This is a genomic window from Massilia sp. BHUDP2, from assembly GCF_046236355.1.
GTDB classification, from domain to species: domain Bacteria; phylum Pseudomonadota; class Gammaproteobacteria; order Burkholderiales; family Burkholderiaceae_D; genus Telluria; species Telluria varians.
The window spans coordinates 2,108,805-2,126,318 of the sequence record NZ_JBJUVW010000001.1 but is presented as its reverse complement, the minus strand read 5'-3'; the positions used below and the strand labels follow the sequence as shown (position 1 = coordinate 2,126,318).

Here is a 17,514-nt window from a genome sequence, read left to right as displayed (position 1 = left end):
AAGCCGCCACCGATTACGTCCAGCCCGCGTCGACGACGAAATCCTGCGCCGTGCACATCTTGCTGTCGTCGGCGCCGAGGAATAGCACCATGGCGGCGATATCGTCCGGCATCAGCTTGCCCGGCAGGCACTGGGCCTTCTTGATCTCGAGCTCCGCCGCCTCGTCGACCCACAGGTCGATCTGGCGCTGGGTCATGACCCAGCCCGGCGTGACGGTGTTCACGCGCACGCCGAACGGACCGAGGTCGCGTGCCAGGCTGCGCGTGAGGCCAATCACGGCCGCCTTGGTGGTGGCGTAGACCGGATAGCCGGCGCCCTTGGCATGCCAGGACATGGAAGAGAAATTGATGATGGAACCGCCGCCCATCTTCTTCATGCCCGGCAGGACTGCCTGCGCGGTGAAGAACATCGGGCGCTGGTTGATGGCGATGCGCTCGTTCCAGTAGTCGAGCGAGACCTTCTCGACGTCGTGGCGCTGGTCGTTGGCGGCGTTATTGACCAGGACCTCGAAGTCGCCCAGCTGTTCGGCCAGCTCGGCCATCGTGCGCTGCAGCGCGGGGATGTCGGTGATGTCGCAATGGCGGAACACCGGCGCGCGGTGGCCGGCATTGGCGAGCTTCGCGCACAGCGTCTCGCTCGCCTCTTTCGCAATGTCGACGAAGGCGACCACCGCGCCCTGCTCCACGAACGCCTTCACGATCGCTTCGCCGATGCCGGTGCCGCCTCCTGTCACGAATACCCGCCTGCCCTGCAGGCTGGGGTAGCTAGCCAACTTTGTCATGCATGTCTCCGTCCGTTCTTATTGTGAGGCGGCCTTGCTCTCCGGTCAATGTGCCGCCGGTGCTTACAGTGGCTTCACCTTCGCGAAGCCGGTCTCACTCACTGCCAGGCGGTTGCGCAGGGCCGGGCCGAACTGCGGCGATTCCACTTCGAAGGTCTCGCCGGCTTGTACCGAGATGCTGTCGGCGAAGCTCAGGGTGGCGGTCCCGAAGAAGTGGATGTGCACGTCGCCCGGACGCTTGAACAGGCCATATTTGAAGTGGTGGTACTCGAGGTTCTCGATGGTGTGCGACATGTTCTGCTCGCCGCTGACGAAAGCCTTCTCCCAGCGCACCTGGCCGTCCTTGCCGAGGATGCGCGAGGTGCCCGACACGTGGCCCGGCAATTCGCCCACCAGCAGCGCCGGTCCGACGCCGCAGTTGCGCAGTTTCGAGTGCGCCAGGTAGAGGTAGTTCTGGCGCTCGGTAACGTGGTCCGAGAATTCGTTGCCGATGGCGAAACCGAGGCGGTAGGGCTGGCCATCGTCGCCGATCAGGTACAGGCCCGCGATCTCCGGCTCCTCGCCGCCGTCGAGCGCGAAGTCCGGCATCTCGATGTCCTGGCCGGTCGCGCGCACGATCGAGCCGTCGCCCTTGTAGAACCATTCCGGCTGCACGCCGGGCGTGCCCGATGCCGGCTTCCCGCCTTCCACGCCCATGCGGAACATCTTCATCGAGTCGCTCAGGGCCTCGACGTCGCCGCCGATCTTCTTGTGCATGGCGTCGCGGGTGTCGGCGCTGCCCAGGTGGGTCAGGCCGGTGCCGGTAACGTAGCAGTGGGCCGCGTCCGGGTGGTCAAGCGGCGGGAGGATACGCCCGGCCTGGGCGACGTCGTCGTAATGATAGTGCTCGCTGGTGGCGGCGCTGTCGGCCAGCTGCGCCAGGCCGGCGCCGGCGGCGATGGCGGCGCGCGCGAGCTCGAGGGTCGTGGCATAGCCGCCGACGACGCGGATGGTGTTGTCGTGCAGGATGCCGATGCGGCGTTCCTGGGATTCAGTGATGAATTGTACGAGCAGCATGGCCCGGTCTCCGATGTCGTTATAAAAGAGAATGCGCGGCCGCCGGGGCGGCCGCGCAAGGCAGCGTCAGTGCGAGTGCTTCGGCACCGCCGACCCGCGACAACCGATCAGGAAGTCGAAGTCGCAGCCCTCGTCCGCCTGCAGCACGTGATCCAGGTAGAGCCGCTGATAGCCGCTGTGCTGGACCGGCTTGTTCTGCTCGGCGCGCTCGGCCAGGCGGGTGCGGATCTCCTCGTCCGACAGCTCGATGTTCAGGCCGCCGCCGGCGCAATCCAGCTGAATCCAGTCGCCGTCGCGCACAATGCCGAGCGGGCCGCCGGCCATGGCTTCCGGCGCCACGTGCAGCACCACGGTGCCGTAGGCGGTGCCGCTCATGCGCGCATCCGAGATGCGCACCATGTCGGTGATGCCCTGGGCCAGCAGCTTGGGCGGCAGGCCCATGTTGCCGACTTCGGCCATGCCCGGGTAGCCTTTCGGTCCGCAGTTCTTCATCACCAGGATCGAATTCGCATCGACATCCAGGTCGGGGTCGACGATGCGCTGCTTGTAGTGGTCGAAGTCCTCGAACACGACGGCGCGGCCGCGGTGCTGCATCAAATGCGGCGAAGCCGCCGAGGGTTTCAGCACGGCGCCGCGCGGCGCCAGGTTGCCGCGCAGGATGCGGATGCCGCCGTCTTCGATCAGCGGAGTCTCCAGCTTGCGGATCACCTCGTCGTTGTAGATCGGCGCGTCCTGGCAGTTCTCCCACAGGGTCTTGCCGTTGACGGTGAGCGCGTCCCTGTTCTTGAGCAGGCCGCCCTCGCCCAGGCGCCGGATCACGCCCGGCAGGCCGCCGGCGTAGTAGAACTCCTCCATCAGGTATTTACCCGAAGGGAGCAGGTCGACGATGGTCGGGGTGCCCTTGCCGATCGCGGTCCAGTCTTCCAGTTCGAGCGGCACGCCGACGCGGCCGGCGATGGCCTTCAGGTGGATCACGGCATTGGTCGAACCACCGATCGCCGCGTTCACGCGGATCGCGTTCTCGAAGTTCTCGCGCTTGAGGATTTTAGAGAGGCGCAGGTCTTCGTGCACCATCTCGACGATGCGGATGCCCGACATGTGGGCCAGCACGTAGCGGCGCGCGTCCACTGCGGGAATCGCGGCATTGTGCGGCAGCGAGGTGCCGAGCGACTCGGCCATGCAGGCCATGGTCGACGCGGTGCCCATGGTGTTGCAGGTGCCGGCCGAGCGCGAGTGACCGGCTTCGGCGGACAGGAAGTCGTGCATGGTGATCTGGCCGGCCTTGGCCTGCTCGTGCAGCTGCCAGACGGCGGTGCCCGAGCCGATGTCCTTGCCGTTCAGCTTACCGTTGAGCATGGGGCCGCCGGTGACCACGATGGTCGGCAGGTCGACGCTGGCGGCGCCCATCAGCAGGGCCGGGGTGGTCTTGTCGCAGCCCACCAGCAGCACCACGGCGTCCATCGGATTGCCGCGGATGGATTCCTCGACGTCCATGCTGGCCAGGTTCCGGGTCAGCATGGCGGTCGGGCGCAGGTTCGATTCGCCGTTCGAGAACACCGGAAACTCGACCGGGAAGCCGCCGGCTTCCAGGATGCCGCGCTTGACGTGTTCGGCCAGTTTGCGGAAGTGGGCGTTGCAGGGGGTGAGTTCGGACCAGGTGTTGCAGATGCCGATGATCGGCTTGCCCTGGAATTCATGGTCGGGAATGCCCTGGTTCTTCATCCAGCTCCGGTACATGAAGCCGTTCTTGTCCTGGGTCCCGAACCACGCCGCCGAGCGCAGCGTGGTCTTTTTCTTCGTCTCGGACATGCCTTCTCCTCGTTGTTTCCGCCACGGGAGGCTGGTTACCCCCTCTCATGTCGTGTTGTTCAGCAATGAGGCAAGTCTAAAAGCTGACCAGATAACTTTCCAATCAAATATTTCGCAATATTGATACTGAATTCGTTATCTGAAAGCGCCGAGAAAGCGCGATTCGGGAAGGCCTCGGACCTCCAGCGCGTGGTGGAACATGGCGCCCGACAGCGGCGCGGTGGCGCGGTCGCTCCCTGTCATGCCGAGCCAGGCGCTGGTGACATACAGGGTCGAGAAGTCCGGCCCGCCGAAGGCCGGGCAGCTCGGCTGCGGCGCGGCGAGCGTCACTACTCGGTCCAGCCGGCCATCGGGGTCGAAGCGCATCACCTGCCCCGCGCCCCAGCGCGTGGTCCACAGGCAGCCTTCGGCATCGATGCAGGAGCCGTCCGGTTCCCCCGGCGCCGCATCCGCGGCCACGAACACCTGCGAGGCACCGATCGCGCCGCTGTCCGGATCGTATTGACAAGAGCGGATCTCGCGCGTGACCGAGTCGGCGTAGTACATGCGCCGCCCGTCCGGGCTGAAGCAGATGCTGTTGGCGATGGCGGCATTCCCGAGCGGCAGCCGCTCGAGGCTCAGGTCCGTATTCAGGCGGTAGAAGCCGCCCAGCGCGCGCTTTGGACCATCCTCCTGGTTGAACATGCCGAACACGAAGCGGCCCTGGCGGTCGCAGCGTCCGTCGTTGATGCGGGTGGCCGGGATGTCGGCTTCGACCTCGACGATGCGCGTCACTTCTCCGGTCGAGAAGCGGAAGAAGGCCAGACCGGAGGCCAGCGCCAGCAACAGGCAATCGTCGCTGCCGGTCAGCGCGAAGGAGCACAGGCGCTCGGGCATCCGCCAGCTGAAGCTCCTGCCGCTGGCAGGCGAATACGACCACAGGGTCGCCTGCGGAATGTCGGTCCACAGCAGGCGCCCGGTGCGCTCGCACCACAGCACGCATTCGCCCAGTTCATGGCGATTGTCGAGGAAGTGCTCCATCATGCCTGCGCACCCTGCACCGAGAAGCGGAAACGCGACTCGGTCCGGTATACCTGGCCCGGGCGCAGGATCACGTTCGGGAAGCGCGGCCGGTTCGGCGAATCCGGGAAATGCTGGGGCTCAAGACAGAAGCCGCTGCGGTGTCCGTAGCTGCGGCCCTTGCCGGATAGCGAGCCGTCCAGGAAGTTCCCGCTGTAGAACTGCACGCCCGGCTCCTCGGTAAACAGCTCCAGCACCCTGCCCGACACCGGCTCGAGCACGTGGGCCGCGCGCGTCATCTCGGGCCCGTTCGGCTTGTTGAGCACGAAATTATGGTCGTAGCCCTGGCCATGGCGAAGCTGCTTGTCCGGCTGGCCGACGCGTTCGCCGATCGGGCGCGGGGTGCGGAAGTCGAAGGGCGTGCCGGTGACCGGCGACAGCGTGCCCAGGGGGATCGATGCGGCATCGATGCCCACGAAGGTGTCGGCGTCGATGGTGAGCAGGTGCTCGAGGATGTCGCCTTCGCCGGCCAGGTTGAAGTAGCTGTGCTGGGTCAGGTTGACCGGCGTCGGCTGGTCGGTGGCGGCCTCGAAGCGCACCACCAGTTCGTTGTCGTCGTTCAGCTGGTAGTGGACGACGGTATCCAGGTTCCCAGGATAGCCCTGCTCGCCGTCGACGCTGCGGTAGGCCAGGCGCAGGCTGTCGCCCTCCACGCTGGCCTGCCACTTGACCTTGTGGAAGCCCTTGGGGCCGCCGTGCAGGTGGTTCTTGCCGTCGTTCGCCGGCAGCACGACGTCGCGGCCGTCGAGCGTGAAGCGGCCACCGGCGATGCGGTTGCCGCAGCGGCCGATCAGGGCGCCGAAGTACGGGTTCTCGCCTTCATAGGCGGCCAGTGTATCAAGGCCCAGCACCACGTCGGCTAAGCGCCCCTCGCGGTCGGGCGCATGCAGCTCGGTGATGATGCCGCCGAAATCGATGATCTTGGCCACCAGGCCGTTCGCGTTGGCCAGTGTGAATTCGGTGATGGCCTGGCCGTTCGCCAGCCGTCCATAGGGCGCCTGGGTGATGCCGCGGTTGCTCAGGTCTCGCAAGGCGTTCTTCCTCGGTTGGTGGCTCAGTTGGTCGATGGGCGGCCGAACACCGGCATGCCGTCCGCGTCCCAGCGCAGGGTTTTCACAAAGGTGTGGCGGTCCGGGTTCCACAGCGGATCGCCGACGATCTCGGTATAGGTGCGGGCGTGGTAGACCAGCATCACGGTCTCGCCGTCTTCGGCATAGGTGAAGCTGTTGTGGCCGGGGCCGTAGATGCCGTGCTCGTAGCAGGTGCGCAGTACGGGCTCGGGCGACTTGGTCCAGGAGCGTGGGTCGAGCAGGTCGGCGTCCTGGTCCGCCCACAGCAGGCCCATCGCGTAATTCTCGTCGGTGGCGCTGGCCGAGTAACTGATGAAGATCCTGCCGTAGCGGCGCACCACCGACGGGCCTTCGTTGACCCAGAAGCCGCGCGTCTCCCAGTCGAACTCGGGTTTGCTGAGCATGACCGGCTTGCCCTCGATCTGCCACGGCGTCTTCATCGGCGCGATGTAGAGGTTGGAGTTGCCCTCGATCTCATGGTCTTTCTGCGCCCACAGGTAGTACAGCTGGCCCTTGTGGGTGAAGGTGGTGGCGTCCAGGCAGAAGCTGTCGATGCCGGTGTCGACCTGGCCCATGAATTCCCATTCGCCCTCGAGCGGATTGGCATTCTGGTTGCGGATCGCGTACATGCGGTGCTGGAACAGCTTGTGCTTGATCTCGCGGCTCGGTGCCGCGGCGAAATAGATGTACCAGGCGCCCTGGTTGAAATGGATCTCCGGCGCCCACACCAGTTCGCAGTACGGGCCGGTGTCGGGCTTGGTCCAGACGTCCACGGTCCGGGCCTGCGCCAGGCCGGCGATGGTGCTGGCGCGGCGCAGTTCGATGCGGTCGTATTGCGGCACCGAGGCGGTGAAGTAGTAGTAGCCGTCGTCGTGCTTGTAGATGTAGGGATCGGCGCGCTGCTCGATCAGGGGTTTCAGAATGGTTTCTTGCATGATTATTCGATGATTCATGGGGTGGTTGAACTACGGCACTCAACTGGCGACGTAGCCCGCAGTGCGCATGTCGGCCTTCACCGTGTCGTAATAGCTGTCGCTGATGCGGTACTTGAACATCAGCACGCCCATCAGGAAGTGGAAGAAGCCCGGAATCACCGACAGCATCAGGGCGATGCCCTGCAGCGCCAGCGCCGACTGCTCCTGGTTGGGCTGGTACTGGAAGTAATCCAGCAGGATGCCGACCATGCCGCCCGCGATCGCCATGCCGGCCTTCTGGCATACCGAGATGCCGCCGAAAGCGAAGCCCGACACGCGCTTGCCGGTCTTGACCTGGCCGTAGTCGATGGTCTCGGCGATCGCCGACCAGAACACCGGCGCGTGCAGGTCCACCACCAGCGACAGGATGAAGTACAGGACGAAGGCCAGCACGATGTCGCCCGGCTTGACCAAGAAGTAGATCAGGAGGCTGATGACGGCCACAAGGATCTGGGTATTGCGGAACAGCTTGACCTTGCAATAGAACTTGGTGGTCCAGGTGGACACCACCATCGCCAGGATCGCCGCCGCCACGCCCGTGGACAGGAAGGCCGAGACGGTGGCGGTGTCGCCGCCCAGGTAGTACTTGGCGTAGTAGATCGCCACCGAGCCGCGGATCACGTAGCCGATGGTGCCGGTCACGCACACGGCGCACAGGATCAGCCACTGGTCGTTCTGCATCAGCACGCGTACCTGGTCCATCAAGGGCTGCTTCTCGACCTTGTGGACGACGCGCTCGGTGGTGGTGAAGAAGCACAGCAGGAACAGCAGCACGCCCATCGCCGCCATCACCGCCATCGCGGCCTGGTAGCCGGCGGCCTGGTTGCCGGGGTCCCACCAGCTGGCCAGCATCGGCACGATGATGGTCACCATGAAGGCGCCGATCTTGGCGAAGAACAGGCGGTAGCCGTTGGCCGACAGGCGTTCCTGCGGGTCCGAGGTGAGGCCGCTGATCAGCGAGATATAGGGAATGCCGACGCCCGCCGTCATCAGGGTCATCAGGATGTAGGTCGAATAGGCCCAGACCAGCTTGGCGTCATAGCCCCAGTCGGGCGTGGAGAACACCAGGAACACGCTCAGGCCGTAGGGCACGGCGAGCAGCAGCAGCCAGGGCCGGTAGCGCCCCCAGCGGGTCTGCACCGAGTCGGTCACCTGCCCCATCGCCAGGTCGGCCACCGCGCCGACCACCTTGACGGCCACGAACAGCGCCGCCAGGTCGGCGGTGTGGATGCCGTAGATGTCGGTGTAGAAGAAGGTAATGATCAGCATCATCGACGAGATCACCACGTTGAGCGCCATGTCGCCGGCGCCGAAACCCGCTTTTTCGAGGGTGGAGAGTTTTTGTGTGTGCATGTGCATTCCCTTCCGAACGACCCGGGGCACTGCCGGAATCCATCCCGCAGTGCCCCTGCTTCTACTACATCGGCTGCGACTTACATCTTCCAGCGCAAGGCGACCGAGACCGAACGTCCGACCTGCACGGTACCGAAATTGGTCAACTGCTCGTTACCCGCATTGCCGAAGTGGTAGTACTGGCGCTGCATTTCGTTGGTCAGGTTGATGGCGCCGATATCGACCGACATCCTGTCGTTGACCTTGTAGGACACTTGCATGTCCACGCTCTTCTCGGGCTGGCGCCAGATACCGATCGGATTGGCAAACAGGGCGGCTTCGTTGGCGGCCAGGAAGGCGGAGCGCCAGACATAGGACAAACGCGCGCTGACCGGGCCCTTTTCGTAAGCCAGGGTGGCGTTGTACGAGCGGTCGGACACGCCGAAGAACGGCGTTTCGAGCTGGGCGATGATCTCGCCGGCGCTATTCGCCTCGGGAACGTTCTGCGACGAGCTGAGCTTGGTAAAACTGCCCTGGAAGCCCAGGCCGTCCAGCGGGCCTGGCAGCCACTTCGGGAAGTAGATCAAGCCGAGCTCCACGCCCTTGATGCTGCCGTCGGAGGCGTTGACCGGCGAGTTGATGACATAGTCGTAGCCGTTGGTATGGTCGCCGCCCGAGGTCGAGTTGCGGAACGGGTCGTCCGCCGGGTCGACGTGGATCTTGCGGCGCAGGGGCACGACCAGGCCGTCGATCTTGCGCTTGAAGACAGTGCCGTAGAGCGCGCTGTCTTTCTGGAAGTACCACTCGCCGGTCAGGTCGAAGTTGGTCGAGAGCGTCGGCTTCAGGTCCGGATTGCCGCCGGTGCCCGAGCCATACCCCACCCGCGACACGTCGTCGGCCAGTTGCAGGACGGGATTCAGGTCGCCGAAGTTCGGACGGCGCAGGGTTTTGCCGAAGTTGAAGCGCGTGACGACGTCCTTGGCCGCATCGTAGGTCAGGGTCAGGCTGGGCAGGAACTTGCTGGTCGACTTGTCGGCGCCGGACGGCGTCACCGCTTTCGTGCTGGCGTCGACCTTGTAGAAGGTCATGTCGGTATCGACCTTGGTGTAGCGCACGCCGGCATTGGCGCGCAGGCGATTGCCGAACAGCTCGCTCTGGAAATTCCCCATCAGGTAGAGATTGCTCGTCTTTTCCTCGATCTCGAAGGTCTTCTGCAGGCGTAGCTGGTCCGTGGTCAGGAAGTTGCTGTTGACCGAGTGATACAGCTTGCGCCACTCGTCGATATTGTCGCGGATGTAGTAGGCATTGGGTTCGAGCCATGAGCGCGGGACATCCGAGATGTCGGTGCCGAAGTTCGAGTTGGTAATGGCATACTGCGGACCGAGCGAGGCGAGATTGCGGCCCAGGAAGGCCGATTGGGTCCGGTTGGCTTCCGAGGCCTTGCGTACGTCGTGGCGCACGCCGAACTGCAGCGTCTGCAGCGCACCCCAGTCGGCATCGAACACGCCCGCCAGCGTGGCAGTGGCGGCGCTGCCCTTGTTGCGGTTGGCGTTATCGTAGAACTCCGCCACATTCCACTTGGTCGGGTCGACCAGGTCGGCATTGTTATTGAAGCGGAAGGCCGTATCGCCGCCGGCATTGAAGTCGACGTCGATGGACGGCGCCACGCGATCGATCCGGGTGGCGGTGAATTGCGTGTCGAACTCGCTCGTCTGGTAGGACAGATCGCCGTCCAGCTTCAGGCGCTCGCCGACATTCCACTTGCCGTTCAGGGCATATACGAAGGAATCGGTTTTCGAGGTGGTGTAGTCGCCGCTGTTGAAGCCATAGACGTTGTTGACCTTGCGGGTCTTGATGACGTTGGTACCCGGGAAGGTCGTGATCGTCCCCGCCGGGTTGCTGCCCAAATCGCCCCACCAGTCGACAAAGCTGAACAGCAGCTGGTTGAAGGCCTTGTCGCGATAACCGTTGTACATCGATTCGAAGGTGTAGACCGCATCGCTGTTCGGTTTCCACTGCAAGGCGATATTCGCGGCGGGACGCTTGCGCTCACCCTGGACGTCGCTCTGGAAGATGGCGTCGCGCGCCAGGTAATACGGATAGGCCTTGCCGCCGAAATTCAGGGTCGAACCGGCTGCCATCGGCAAGCCGGTACGGGTACCGGGCGCCCAGATGTTGTTGTCGAAGATGCGCTGCAGGGGCGTATACCCTGGCGGCACTTCGGCCGCATTCGGGCTGGTGAACGGCACCATGGCGCCCGGCGTCACGATTTCATTGCGGTAGCGCGTCTGGGTGGCCGCCAGGTTGACCAGGGCGCCGACCTCGCCGATGCCGGTTTCCCAGCGGTTGCTGAACATGGCGCTGAGCTGCGGGTTCCACTTCTTCGCCGGATCCAGATAGGTCTCGCGCGCCGAAATCGACACTTGCGGGCCCTTGAAATCGAAGGGGCGCAGCGACTTCACGTCGATCTGGCCCGCGATGCCGGTTTCCAGCTGGCTGGCGTCGCGCGTCTTGTACACGTCGATCTGGCGCACCAGGGTCGAGGGAATGTCCTGGAGCGCGACCTGGGTGCCCGAGGCGGTAAAGATATTCCGGCCGTTCCAGGTGGTCTGGACGTCGGGCAGGCCACGGATCGACAAGGCGCCGACTTCGCCGCCGGCGCGGTTGGTGACCTGGATCCCCGTCACGCGCTGCAGCGCTTCGACGACATTGTTATCGGGGAGCTTGCCGATGTCTTCGGCAACGACCGATTCCACCACCTGGTCGCTGATGCGCTTGATCGCCAGGCTCTTGACGAGCGATGCCCTGACGCCCGTGACGACCACGGTCTGCGTATCACTCGGCTCCGTCGTCTCGGCGGGGGAGATTTCCTGGGCGCCGACCGTGGCGGCACTCATCAGGCCTGCCCCGGCGAGTGCGGCGACCGTGGCGCGAAGTGCGAAGGCGTGACCGGTACTGGCCGCGGCGCGGCCGAATGATGTGCGTTTCATACGTCTCCTGATGTCGTTGTCGTTATCGCCGCTGTGCCGCGGCTTTGCTGTTATTACATGCTCGACAGGAATGGTAGGCGCTGCATCGAGAGCATTCCAATCATATTTTTGGCCAATCCGATACCAAAACATGTATCGGCCGGGCAATCACGATCGTGATTGCTTGCAGGGCCATGCGCACGCGCTGCCTTGACTCGCTACCATGCAAGCCTGTCTGCTCATCCCAACAAGAAGGACACCATGCTCAAACCGATCGCCGGCGCCGCCGCACTCTTCTTCTCCACCCTCCCCGCGGCGCATGCCGAGGCGCCCAGGCCGGTCAAGGTGCTGATCGTCAGCGGCGGCTGCTGCCACGACTACCCGCGCCAGCGCGCGGTGCTGGAACGGGCGCTGAAGGAGCGCATGCCGGCGGAAGTCAGCCACGTCTACCACGACCCCAGGCCCGGAGAAAAAGCGACGCGCCCGGCGCTGCCCATCTACGGCAATCCGGGCTACGCCGACGGCTACGACGTGGTGATCCACAACGAATGCGCGGCCGACGAGGACAGCGCGCAAGCGCTCGACGCCGTGCTGGCGCCGCACCGCAAGGGCATCCCGGCCGTGAACCTGCACTGCGCGATGCATTCCTACCGCTCGGGCGACTGGCGCCGGCCGGTGAAGGCCGGCGACGCCAACGCGCGCTGGTTCGAGTTCACCGGCATCCAGTCCAGCGGCCACGGGCCTCAGTCGCCGATCCGCCTCAGCCTGGCCGGCGAGGAGCATCCGATCGCAAAGGGATTCGTGCCCTACACGACCGGCAGGGACGAGCTGTACAACAACCTGAGCAGCTTCGGCGTGACGCCGGTGCTGAGCGGGACGCAGCCGGAATCGAGCATCGAAGCGGACCGCGCCAAGGTGTATACGGTGGCCTGGACCCACCTGTACGGACCACAGCGGGTGCGCGTGTTCAGCACCACGCTGGCCCACAACGCGGCCGAGATGGAAGACCCGCGCTACCTCGACCTGGTCGCGCGCGGCGTGCTGTGGGCGGTCGGGCGGCTGTGACTCAGTCGCGGACCAGGCTGACGTCGTCCAGCATCAGCCACTGGCCGTCCTTGCCCTCGGTGTAGACACCGACCTGCACGCTGCCATTGCGCACGTCGATGCCGGGCAGTGTGACCTGGGCCCAGTCACCGAGCGCCCCGGTAAAGACGTGCGCGACTTCCGGTCCGCCATGGCCGCTGGCGAACAGCCGCGCCACGCCCTGCCCCCCGCTACTCCTGACCCAGGCCCGCAGGGTGTAGCTGCCGTTCGGCAGTGTGATGTCCTGGATCGCGCTGCCCATGCTCGGATCGGCATGCCTCAGCACCAGCGCCCAGCGGCTGTTGCGGCCTTCCAGGGTGTTGACGATCGGCGCGGCGCCTTTGATGCTGGTCCAACTGGTGCGCCAGCCGGCCACGCTGGTTTGCGTGACGCGGTCGGCCTCGAAACCGGGATTGAGCACGTAGTTGTTGCCCTTGCCGACAGACCAGCTGCCCTTGGCGGCATCGAGCCTGAATTCGCTGAGCGAGTTGAACACCGGTTTATCGCCCTCGAAGGAGAGCGGCGTCCAGATGTTGTAGCCGATGCCGTTGGCGGCGTAGTTGCTCCAGCGGTCGCCCGCGTACAGCACCGTCGTGCCTTCGCTGCCCTGTACGGGAACGAAGAAGCCGTTCTGCGACACGTGCGAAAAATCGGCCTCGGTTCCCTCGATCAGCCGCTCCGGCGTGTAGGGGCCGGTGATGCTGGTCGCGGTCATGTAGAAGCTGCGCGAGGCGTTCCAGCCGTGCAGGTCCGACGAGCAGAAGTAGTACAGGCCCTTGTACTTGAACATGGCATTGCCTTCGCGCCCGCCGGCCGGCGCCGAATGCACCAGAGTCGCCGGTTCCACGGCCAGGAAGTCCGCCGCGCGCAGCGGCGCCACGTACAGTTTGCGCCGGTCGCCGCCGCTGCTGAAGACCAGCCAGGCCTGGCCATCGTCGTCGACGAACACGGTCTGGTCGCCCGACGTCGGCGTCGCGACCCGGTCGATCCGGGTCTGCAGGCGCTGGTAGACGAAGGGCCCGGTGGGCGAATCGCTGGTGGCGAACAGCACGCCGCTGCCGTTTTCCCGGCTGCCGTACTGGGTCAGCAGCACGTACTTGCCGCTGCGCTTGTTGTGGACCACGCCCAGGCGCCCGACCCAGCCCGGCTTGTCGAACATCTTGCCGGCGGCTCCCGCCTTGAGCACCTCGCCTTCGAACTTCCAGTTGACCAGGTCGGTGGACGAGTAGGCCGTTACCGCGCTGAACGTCGGGTTGGCGTTATTGGGCTTCGGGACCGGCTCCCTGGCGTAGCTGACCGCCTCGGCGTACTTGGCGCCGTACCAGTAGTAGATGTCGCCGACTTTCAGGATGCCGCCGCCCTGCGAGTAGATCGGCGTGCCGGACGTGTCCTTCCAGAAGACGCCGTTGCGGATGGTCGATTCGGCGGCGCAGGCGATCGGCGCCAGGCCGCCGAGCCCTGCACATATGAGCAGGATTTGTAAATCGCGGCGTGGATTCATGAACATCATTGATGAGTCGCCACCCGCTTGCCGTTGACGACCACGTTCTCCATCCGCAGATTGGCGACGTCCGCCGTATCGAGCTTGTCGCCCTGCAGCTGCACGTCGAAGTCCTTCAGCAAGACGTCGCTGATCGAAGTCTGCCCCGGATTCGGCTTGATCGTCCCGAAGGCCTTGAGGCGTCCGCGGATGCCCACCAGGCTGATGTTGCGCACGATCGACTTCGGTGGCGGTGCGCCCTTCAGGTCGAAATACTGGGTCCAGGGCTGGATCGTGACGATCTGGCCGCCGGAATTGTCGACCGTGATGTTCCTGAAGTGGATGTTCTCGTAGTGCTGCGGTGTGTCCGGGCGCAGCTTGAAGACCGCCAGGCTGTCCACCTTGCCCGTCACCCGGCAATCCTCGATGAGGACGTCGCGCACCAGCGTCGCCTCGCTGCCGAGGGCCAGCATGTGGTGGCCGCGCCGGAACTCGCAGTTGCGTACCCGGACGCCGATCACCGGCGGGCTGTCCTTGTCCTCCATCGCGAACGGCCCCTTCGAGCCCTTGGCGGCGATGCAGTCGTCGGTCACCGAGAAGTAGCAGCCCTCGACCAGCACGTGCTGGCAGCTGTCCAGGTCGATGCCGTCGGAGCTGGGCGCCTGGTGGTAGTCCTCGGGCACCACGAAGCGCGCATTGCGCACCGTGACCTGCTGGCAGCGGTACAGGTGCAGGTTCCAGAACTGGGAGTCCTTGAAGGTGACGCCTTCGATGCTGACGTCCTTCGAGCGCTCGATCAGGGCCAGGCGGGCGCGCGGGATGCCGATGTTCTTGAAATTGTGCGGATCGGGCGCGGCATTGCGCAGCTTCCAGAACAGGTCCCAGATCGGTCGGCCGGCGCCATCGAAGGTGCCGGCCCCGCTGATCCGCAAGCCGTCGCAGCCGTTCGCATTGATCAGCGCCGGATTGAAGTTGGGGGCGAAGTGCCCCTCGATCCGGGTGCGGCCGGCCGGGAAGTGGCGCAGGTCCGTCGAGCAGCGCAGCACCGCGCCTTCGTCCAGGTGCAGGTTGACCTTGGGCTTGAGGAACAGCGCGCCGCTGACGAACACGCCATTGGGGACCACCACCGTGCCTCCGCCCTGCGCCGCCACGTGGTCGATGGTCTTCTGGATGGCGGCCGTATTGACCGTGGCGGCATCGGCGACGGCGCCGAACTCCGTGATCGAAGTTCGCCGCGCCGCCGACGGCGTGGATGGCGAAGCGCAGCCCCACAGGGGAGCCGAGAGTAAGGACAGCGTCAAGGCGCGGCGGGTGGAAAGACGGTTTGGCATGCTGGCTTCCTGATCTCCTGTTTCGTGGGCCGCCGATGCGGCCCCCAAGGTATAGACGAAAACCGGGAATCAGTCTCTAGCCGCCGCCGGGATAATCACATTGTTGATTGCTTCTCGACGGCAGCAGCAGGAGCCGCGTCCTCGTCCGCGGCCTCGGTCGGCGCCGGCAGGATGTCCTCTACCGGCGCGTCCGGCACGACGTCGAGGGTGCGCAGCGCATCCTGGACCACGCTGGCGAACACCGGCGCCGCCACCCGCCCGCCGAAGTAGCCGCCCTCGGTCGGCTCGTCGATCATCACGGCGACGATGATGCGCGGCCGCGACACCGGCGCGAGGCCGACGAAGCCGGCGATGTAGCGGTTGGTGTAGCGTCCCCCCACCGGCTTGTGCGCGGTGCTGGTCTTGCCCGCCACCCGATAGCCGGGCACCCGCGCGCGCGGCGCAGTGCCGCCCGGCCAGGTGGCGCGCTCCATCATGGCGCGCACCGCGGCCGCGCTGGCGCTCGACAGCACCGGGCGCGCGACCGGCGGCTCGTGCACTTTCAACAGGCTGAGCGGCACCATGTCGCCGTCGCGGGCGAACACCAGGTAGGACTGGGCCATCTGCATCAAGGACGTCGCCATGCCGTGTCCATAGCTGATGGTGGCCTGCTCGATCGGTTTCCAGGAGCGGTGCGGGCGCAGGCTGCCGGCCGCCGTGCCGGGAAAGCCCAGCTGCGGCGGCTGGCCGAAGCCGACCTGCATCAGCATCGACCACATGTCCTGCGCCGGCATCTGCAGCGCCAGCTTCACGGTGCCGACGTTGGAAGACTTCTGCAGCACCTCGGCCACCGTCAGGGTGTCGTGCCGGCCGGCGTCGCGAATGGTGGCGCGGCCGATGGTGAGGCGCCCGGGGGCGGTCTCCACCAGGGTGTCGGGCGTGGCCAGGCCTTTCTCCAGGGCCAGCGCGATGGTGAAGGGCTTGATCACCGAGCCCGGCTCGTAGATGTCGGTCAGGGCCCGGTTGCGCAGCTGGGCGCCGGTCAGACCCTTGCGCTCGTTCGGGTCGTAGTCCGGCAGGTTGGCCAGCGCCAGCACCTCGCCGCTGCCCACATCAAGCACCACGATGGCGCCGGCGGCAGCCTGGTGGCGCTCGACCGCCGCCTTCAGGTGGCTGCGCGCCGCATGCTGGATGCGGCCGTCGATCGCCAGCGCCAGGTCGCGGCCGTCGCGCGCCGGCAGGCGACCGCCCGCGTCCTCGGCGATGCGCCCGAGCCGGTCGCGGATCACGCGGCGGCTGCCGGCCATGCCGCCCAGGCTGGCCTGGTGCGCCAGCTCGATGCCTTCCTGCCCCTGGTCCTCGACGTCGTTGAAGCCCACCACGTGCGCCGTCAAGGGGCCATGCGGATAGTGGCGGCGGCTCTCCTTGCGGGTGTGGATGCCGGCGATGCCGAGCGCCTCGACGCGTCCGGCCGTGGCCAGGTCGACCTGACGCTTCAGGTAGACGAAGCCGCGCCTCGAGTCGAGCCGGGCGTCGAGTTCCGCCCGGTTCAGCCCGAGCTGGCGCGCCAGTTCGTCCAGTTGCGCAGGCTGGGCGCCGCGCGCCTCGGCGGGAATCGCCCACACCGCGCGCGCCGGCAGCGACAGCGCCAGCACCTCGCCGTTGCGGTCGAGGATGCGCCCGCGGGTGGCCGGCAGCTCCAGCGTGCGGGCATAGCGCGCCGCGCCCTGCTTCTGCAGGAATTCGTCGGACCACAGCTGCAGCCAGACCGCGCGCCCGGCCAGGGTCGCGAAGGCGGCGAACAGCACCAGCAGCAGCAGGCGCGAGCGCCAGGCCGGCAGGCGGCTCTCCAGCACCGGGCTGGCGCTGAAAGCGTGGCCCTTGCCGGCGGCGACGCGCCCGGTCTCGCCCATCTAGCCGTGCTCCCGCGGCTCGTCGAAGCTGCTGGTATCGGCTTCCAGCACCGGCAGGGCCAGGCCGAAGCGCAGCGCCAGCAGGCGCAGGGCGAAGCCTGCCGCGATCGCGGCGGTGGTGGCGAAACCGGCGGCCACGCCCAGCTCCAGCAGGCCCAGGTAAAGCACCCCGGTGGCCAGGGACACCGTGGCGTACAGGTCGCGCTGCAGCACCAGCGGCACCTGGTTGCACAGGACGTCGCGCAGCAGGCCGCCGAACACGCCGGTGGCCATCCCCATCAGGATCACCACCACCCAGTGCGCGCCGGTGGACGCGGCAATGTCGCAGCCGATCACGGTGAAGGCCACCAGGCCGAGCGCGTCCAGCCACAGGAAGGCGGTCTTGAGGCGATGCATGCGGCGCGCCAGCAGGGCCGCCGCGATCGCGGCGCCGACGGTAAAGGCCAGGTATTCTGGATGCGCGACCCAGCCGAGCGGATAGTGGCCGATGAGCAGGTCGCGGATGGTGCCGCCGCCCAGCGCGGTGACGGTGCCGACCACGCACAGGCCGAACAGGTCCATGCGGCGCCGCATGCCCATCAGGGCGCCGGACGCGGCTTCGGCCGCGATGGCGACCAGGTAGATCGTGTGGAGCAGGCTCATTCTCGGGGGCGGCAGGATGGCGGAGTTCGGTGCGGG

General features: G+C 66.1%; 13 protein-coding genes. 1 reads left to right on the top strand and 12 read right to left on the bottom strand.

Going from position 1 to position 17,514, the window contains the following annotated elements:
- Nucleotides 1-13: 13 nt before the first annotated feature.
- The 8 genes from ACK6C6_RS09720 to ACK6C6_RS09685 form a co-directional block, all read right to left on the bottom strand.
- Nucleotides 14-781, bottom strand: coding sequence for an SDR family oxidoreductase (locus ACK6C6_RS09720; protein ID WP_209586447.1), 768 nt, complete (start codon nt 779-781; stop codon nt 14-16).
- Between the two features lie 63 nt (nt 782-844).
- Nucleotides 845-1,837 carry an AraD1 family protein gene (gene araD1 / locus ACK6C6_RS09715; RefSeq protein ID WP_409267114.1) on the bottom strand — a complete coding sequence of 331 codons (993 nt, stop codon included), beginning with the start codon at nt 1,835-1,837 and terminating at the stop codon, nt 845-847.
- Nucleotides 1,838-1,903: 66 nt separating this feature from the next.
- Nucleotides 1,904-3,646 carry an IlvD/Edd family dehydratase gene (locus ACK6C6_RS09710; protein ID WP_292039154.1) on the bottom strand — a complete coding sequence of 581 codons (1,743 nt, stop codon included), beginning with the start codon at nt 3,644-3,646 and terminating at the stop codon, nt 1,904-1,906.
- 135 nt (nt 3,647-3,781) lie between these two features.
- Entirely contained in the window at nt 3,782-4,669 is an 888-nt protein-coding gene (locus ACK6C6_RS09705) for an SMP-30/gluconolactonase/LRE family protein (RefSeq protein ID WP_409267113.1), read from the bottom strand.
- The gene (locus tag ACK6C6_RS09700; RefSeq protein ID WP_409267112.1) at nt 4,666-5,736 is read right to left on the bottom strand and encodes an aldose epimerase family protein; all 1,071 of its coding nucleotides are present in this window, start codon (nt 5,734-5,736) and stop codon (nt 4,666-4,668) included. Before ACK6C6_RS09700 ends, ACK6C6_RS09705 begins: the two co-directional genes overlap by 4 nt.
- Before the next feature lie 23 nt (nt 5,737-5,759).
- A complete protein-coding gene (locus ACK6C6_RS09695; protein ID WP_209586443.1) occupies nt 5,760-6,710 on the bottom strand; it encodes a glycoside hydrolase family 43 protein in 951 nt (316 codons plus the stop codon).
- A gap of 39 nt (nt 6,711-6,749) precedes the next feature.
- A complete protein-coding gene (locus ACK6C6_RS09690; protein WP_409267111.1) occupies nt 6,750-8,102 on the bottom strand; it encodes an MFS transporter in 1,353 nt (450 codons plus the stop codon).
- An 80-nt stretch (nt 8,103-8,182) separates the two neighbouring features.
- A complete protein-coding gene (locus ACK6C6_RS09685) occupies nt 8,183-11,071 on the bottom strand; it encodes a TonB-dependent receptor (protein ID WP_409267110.1) in 2,889 nt (962 codons plus the stop codon).
- A 240-nt stretch (nt 11,072-11,311) separates the two neighbouring features.
- Between ACK6C6_RS09685 and ACK6C6_RS09680 the strand changes: the two genes are divergently transcribed.
- Nucleotides 11,312-12,115, top strand: a complete 804-nt coding sequence (locus tag ACK6C6_RS09680) for a ThuA domain-containing protein (protein ID WP_409267109.1) — start codon at nt 11,312-11,314, stop codon at nt 12,113-12,115.
- Between the two features lies 1 nt (nt 12,116).
- On the opposite strand, the gene ACK6C6_RS09675 is transcribed toward ACK6C6_RS09680, so the two are convergent.
- The 4 genes from ACK6C6_RS09675 to ACK6C6_RS09660 form a co-directional block, all read right to left on the bottom strand.
- Nucleotides 12,117-13,634 (bottom strand): family 43 glycosylhydrolase, encoded by a 1,518-nt coding sequence (locus ACK6C6_RS09675; protein ID WP_409267108.1) that lies wholly within the window; start codon nt 13,632-13,634, stop codon nt 12,117-12,119.
- Between the two features lie 5 nt (nt 13,635-13,639).
- Nucleotides 13,640-14,944 (bottom strand): glycoside hydrolase family 28 protein, encoded by a 1,305-nt coding sequence (locus tag ACK6C6_RS09670; RefSeq protein WP_409267107.1) that lies wholly within the window; start codon nt 14,942-14,944, stop codon nt 13,640-13,642.
- A 95-nt stretch (nt 14,945-15,039) separates the two neighbouring features.
- Nucleotides 15,040-16,836 (bottom strand): peptidoglycan D,D-transpeptidase FtsI family protein, encoded by a 1,797-nt coding sequence (locus ACK6C6_RS09665; RefSeq protein ID WP_409267106.1) that lies wholly within the window; start codon nt 16,834-16,836, stop codon nt 15,040-15,042.
- On the bottom strand, nt 16,837-17,478 hold the full coding sequence (locus tag ACK6C6_RS09660; protein WP_409267105.1) for a trimeric intracellular cation channel family protein: 642 nt from the start codon (nt 17,476-17,478) through the stop codon (nt 16,837-16,839).
- Between the last annotated feature and the right edge of the window lie 36 nt (nt 17,479-17,514).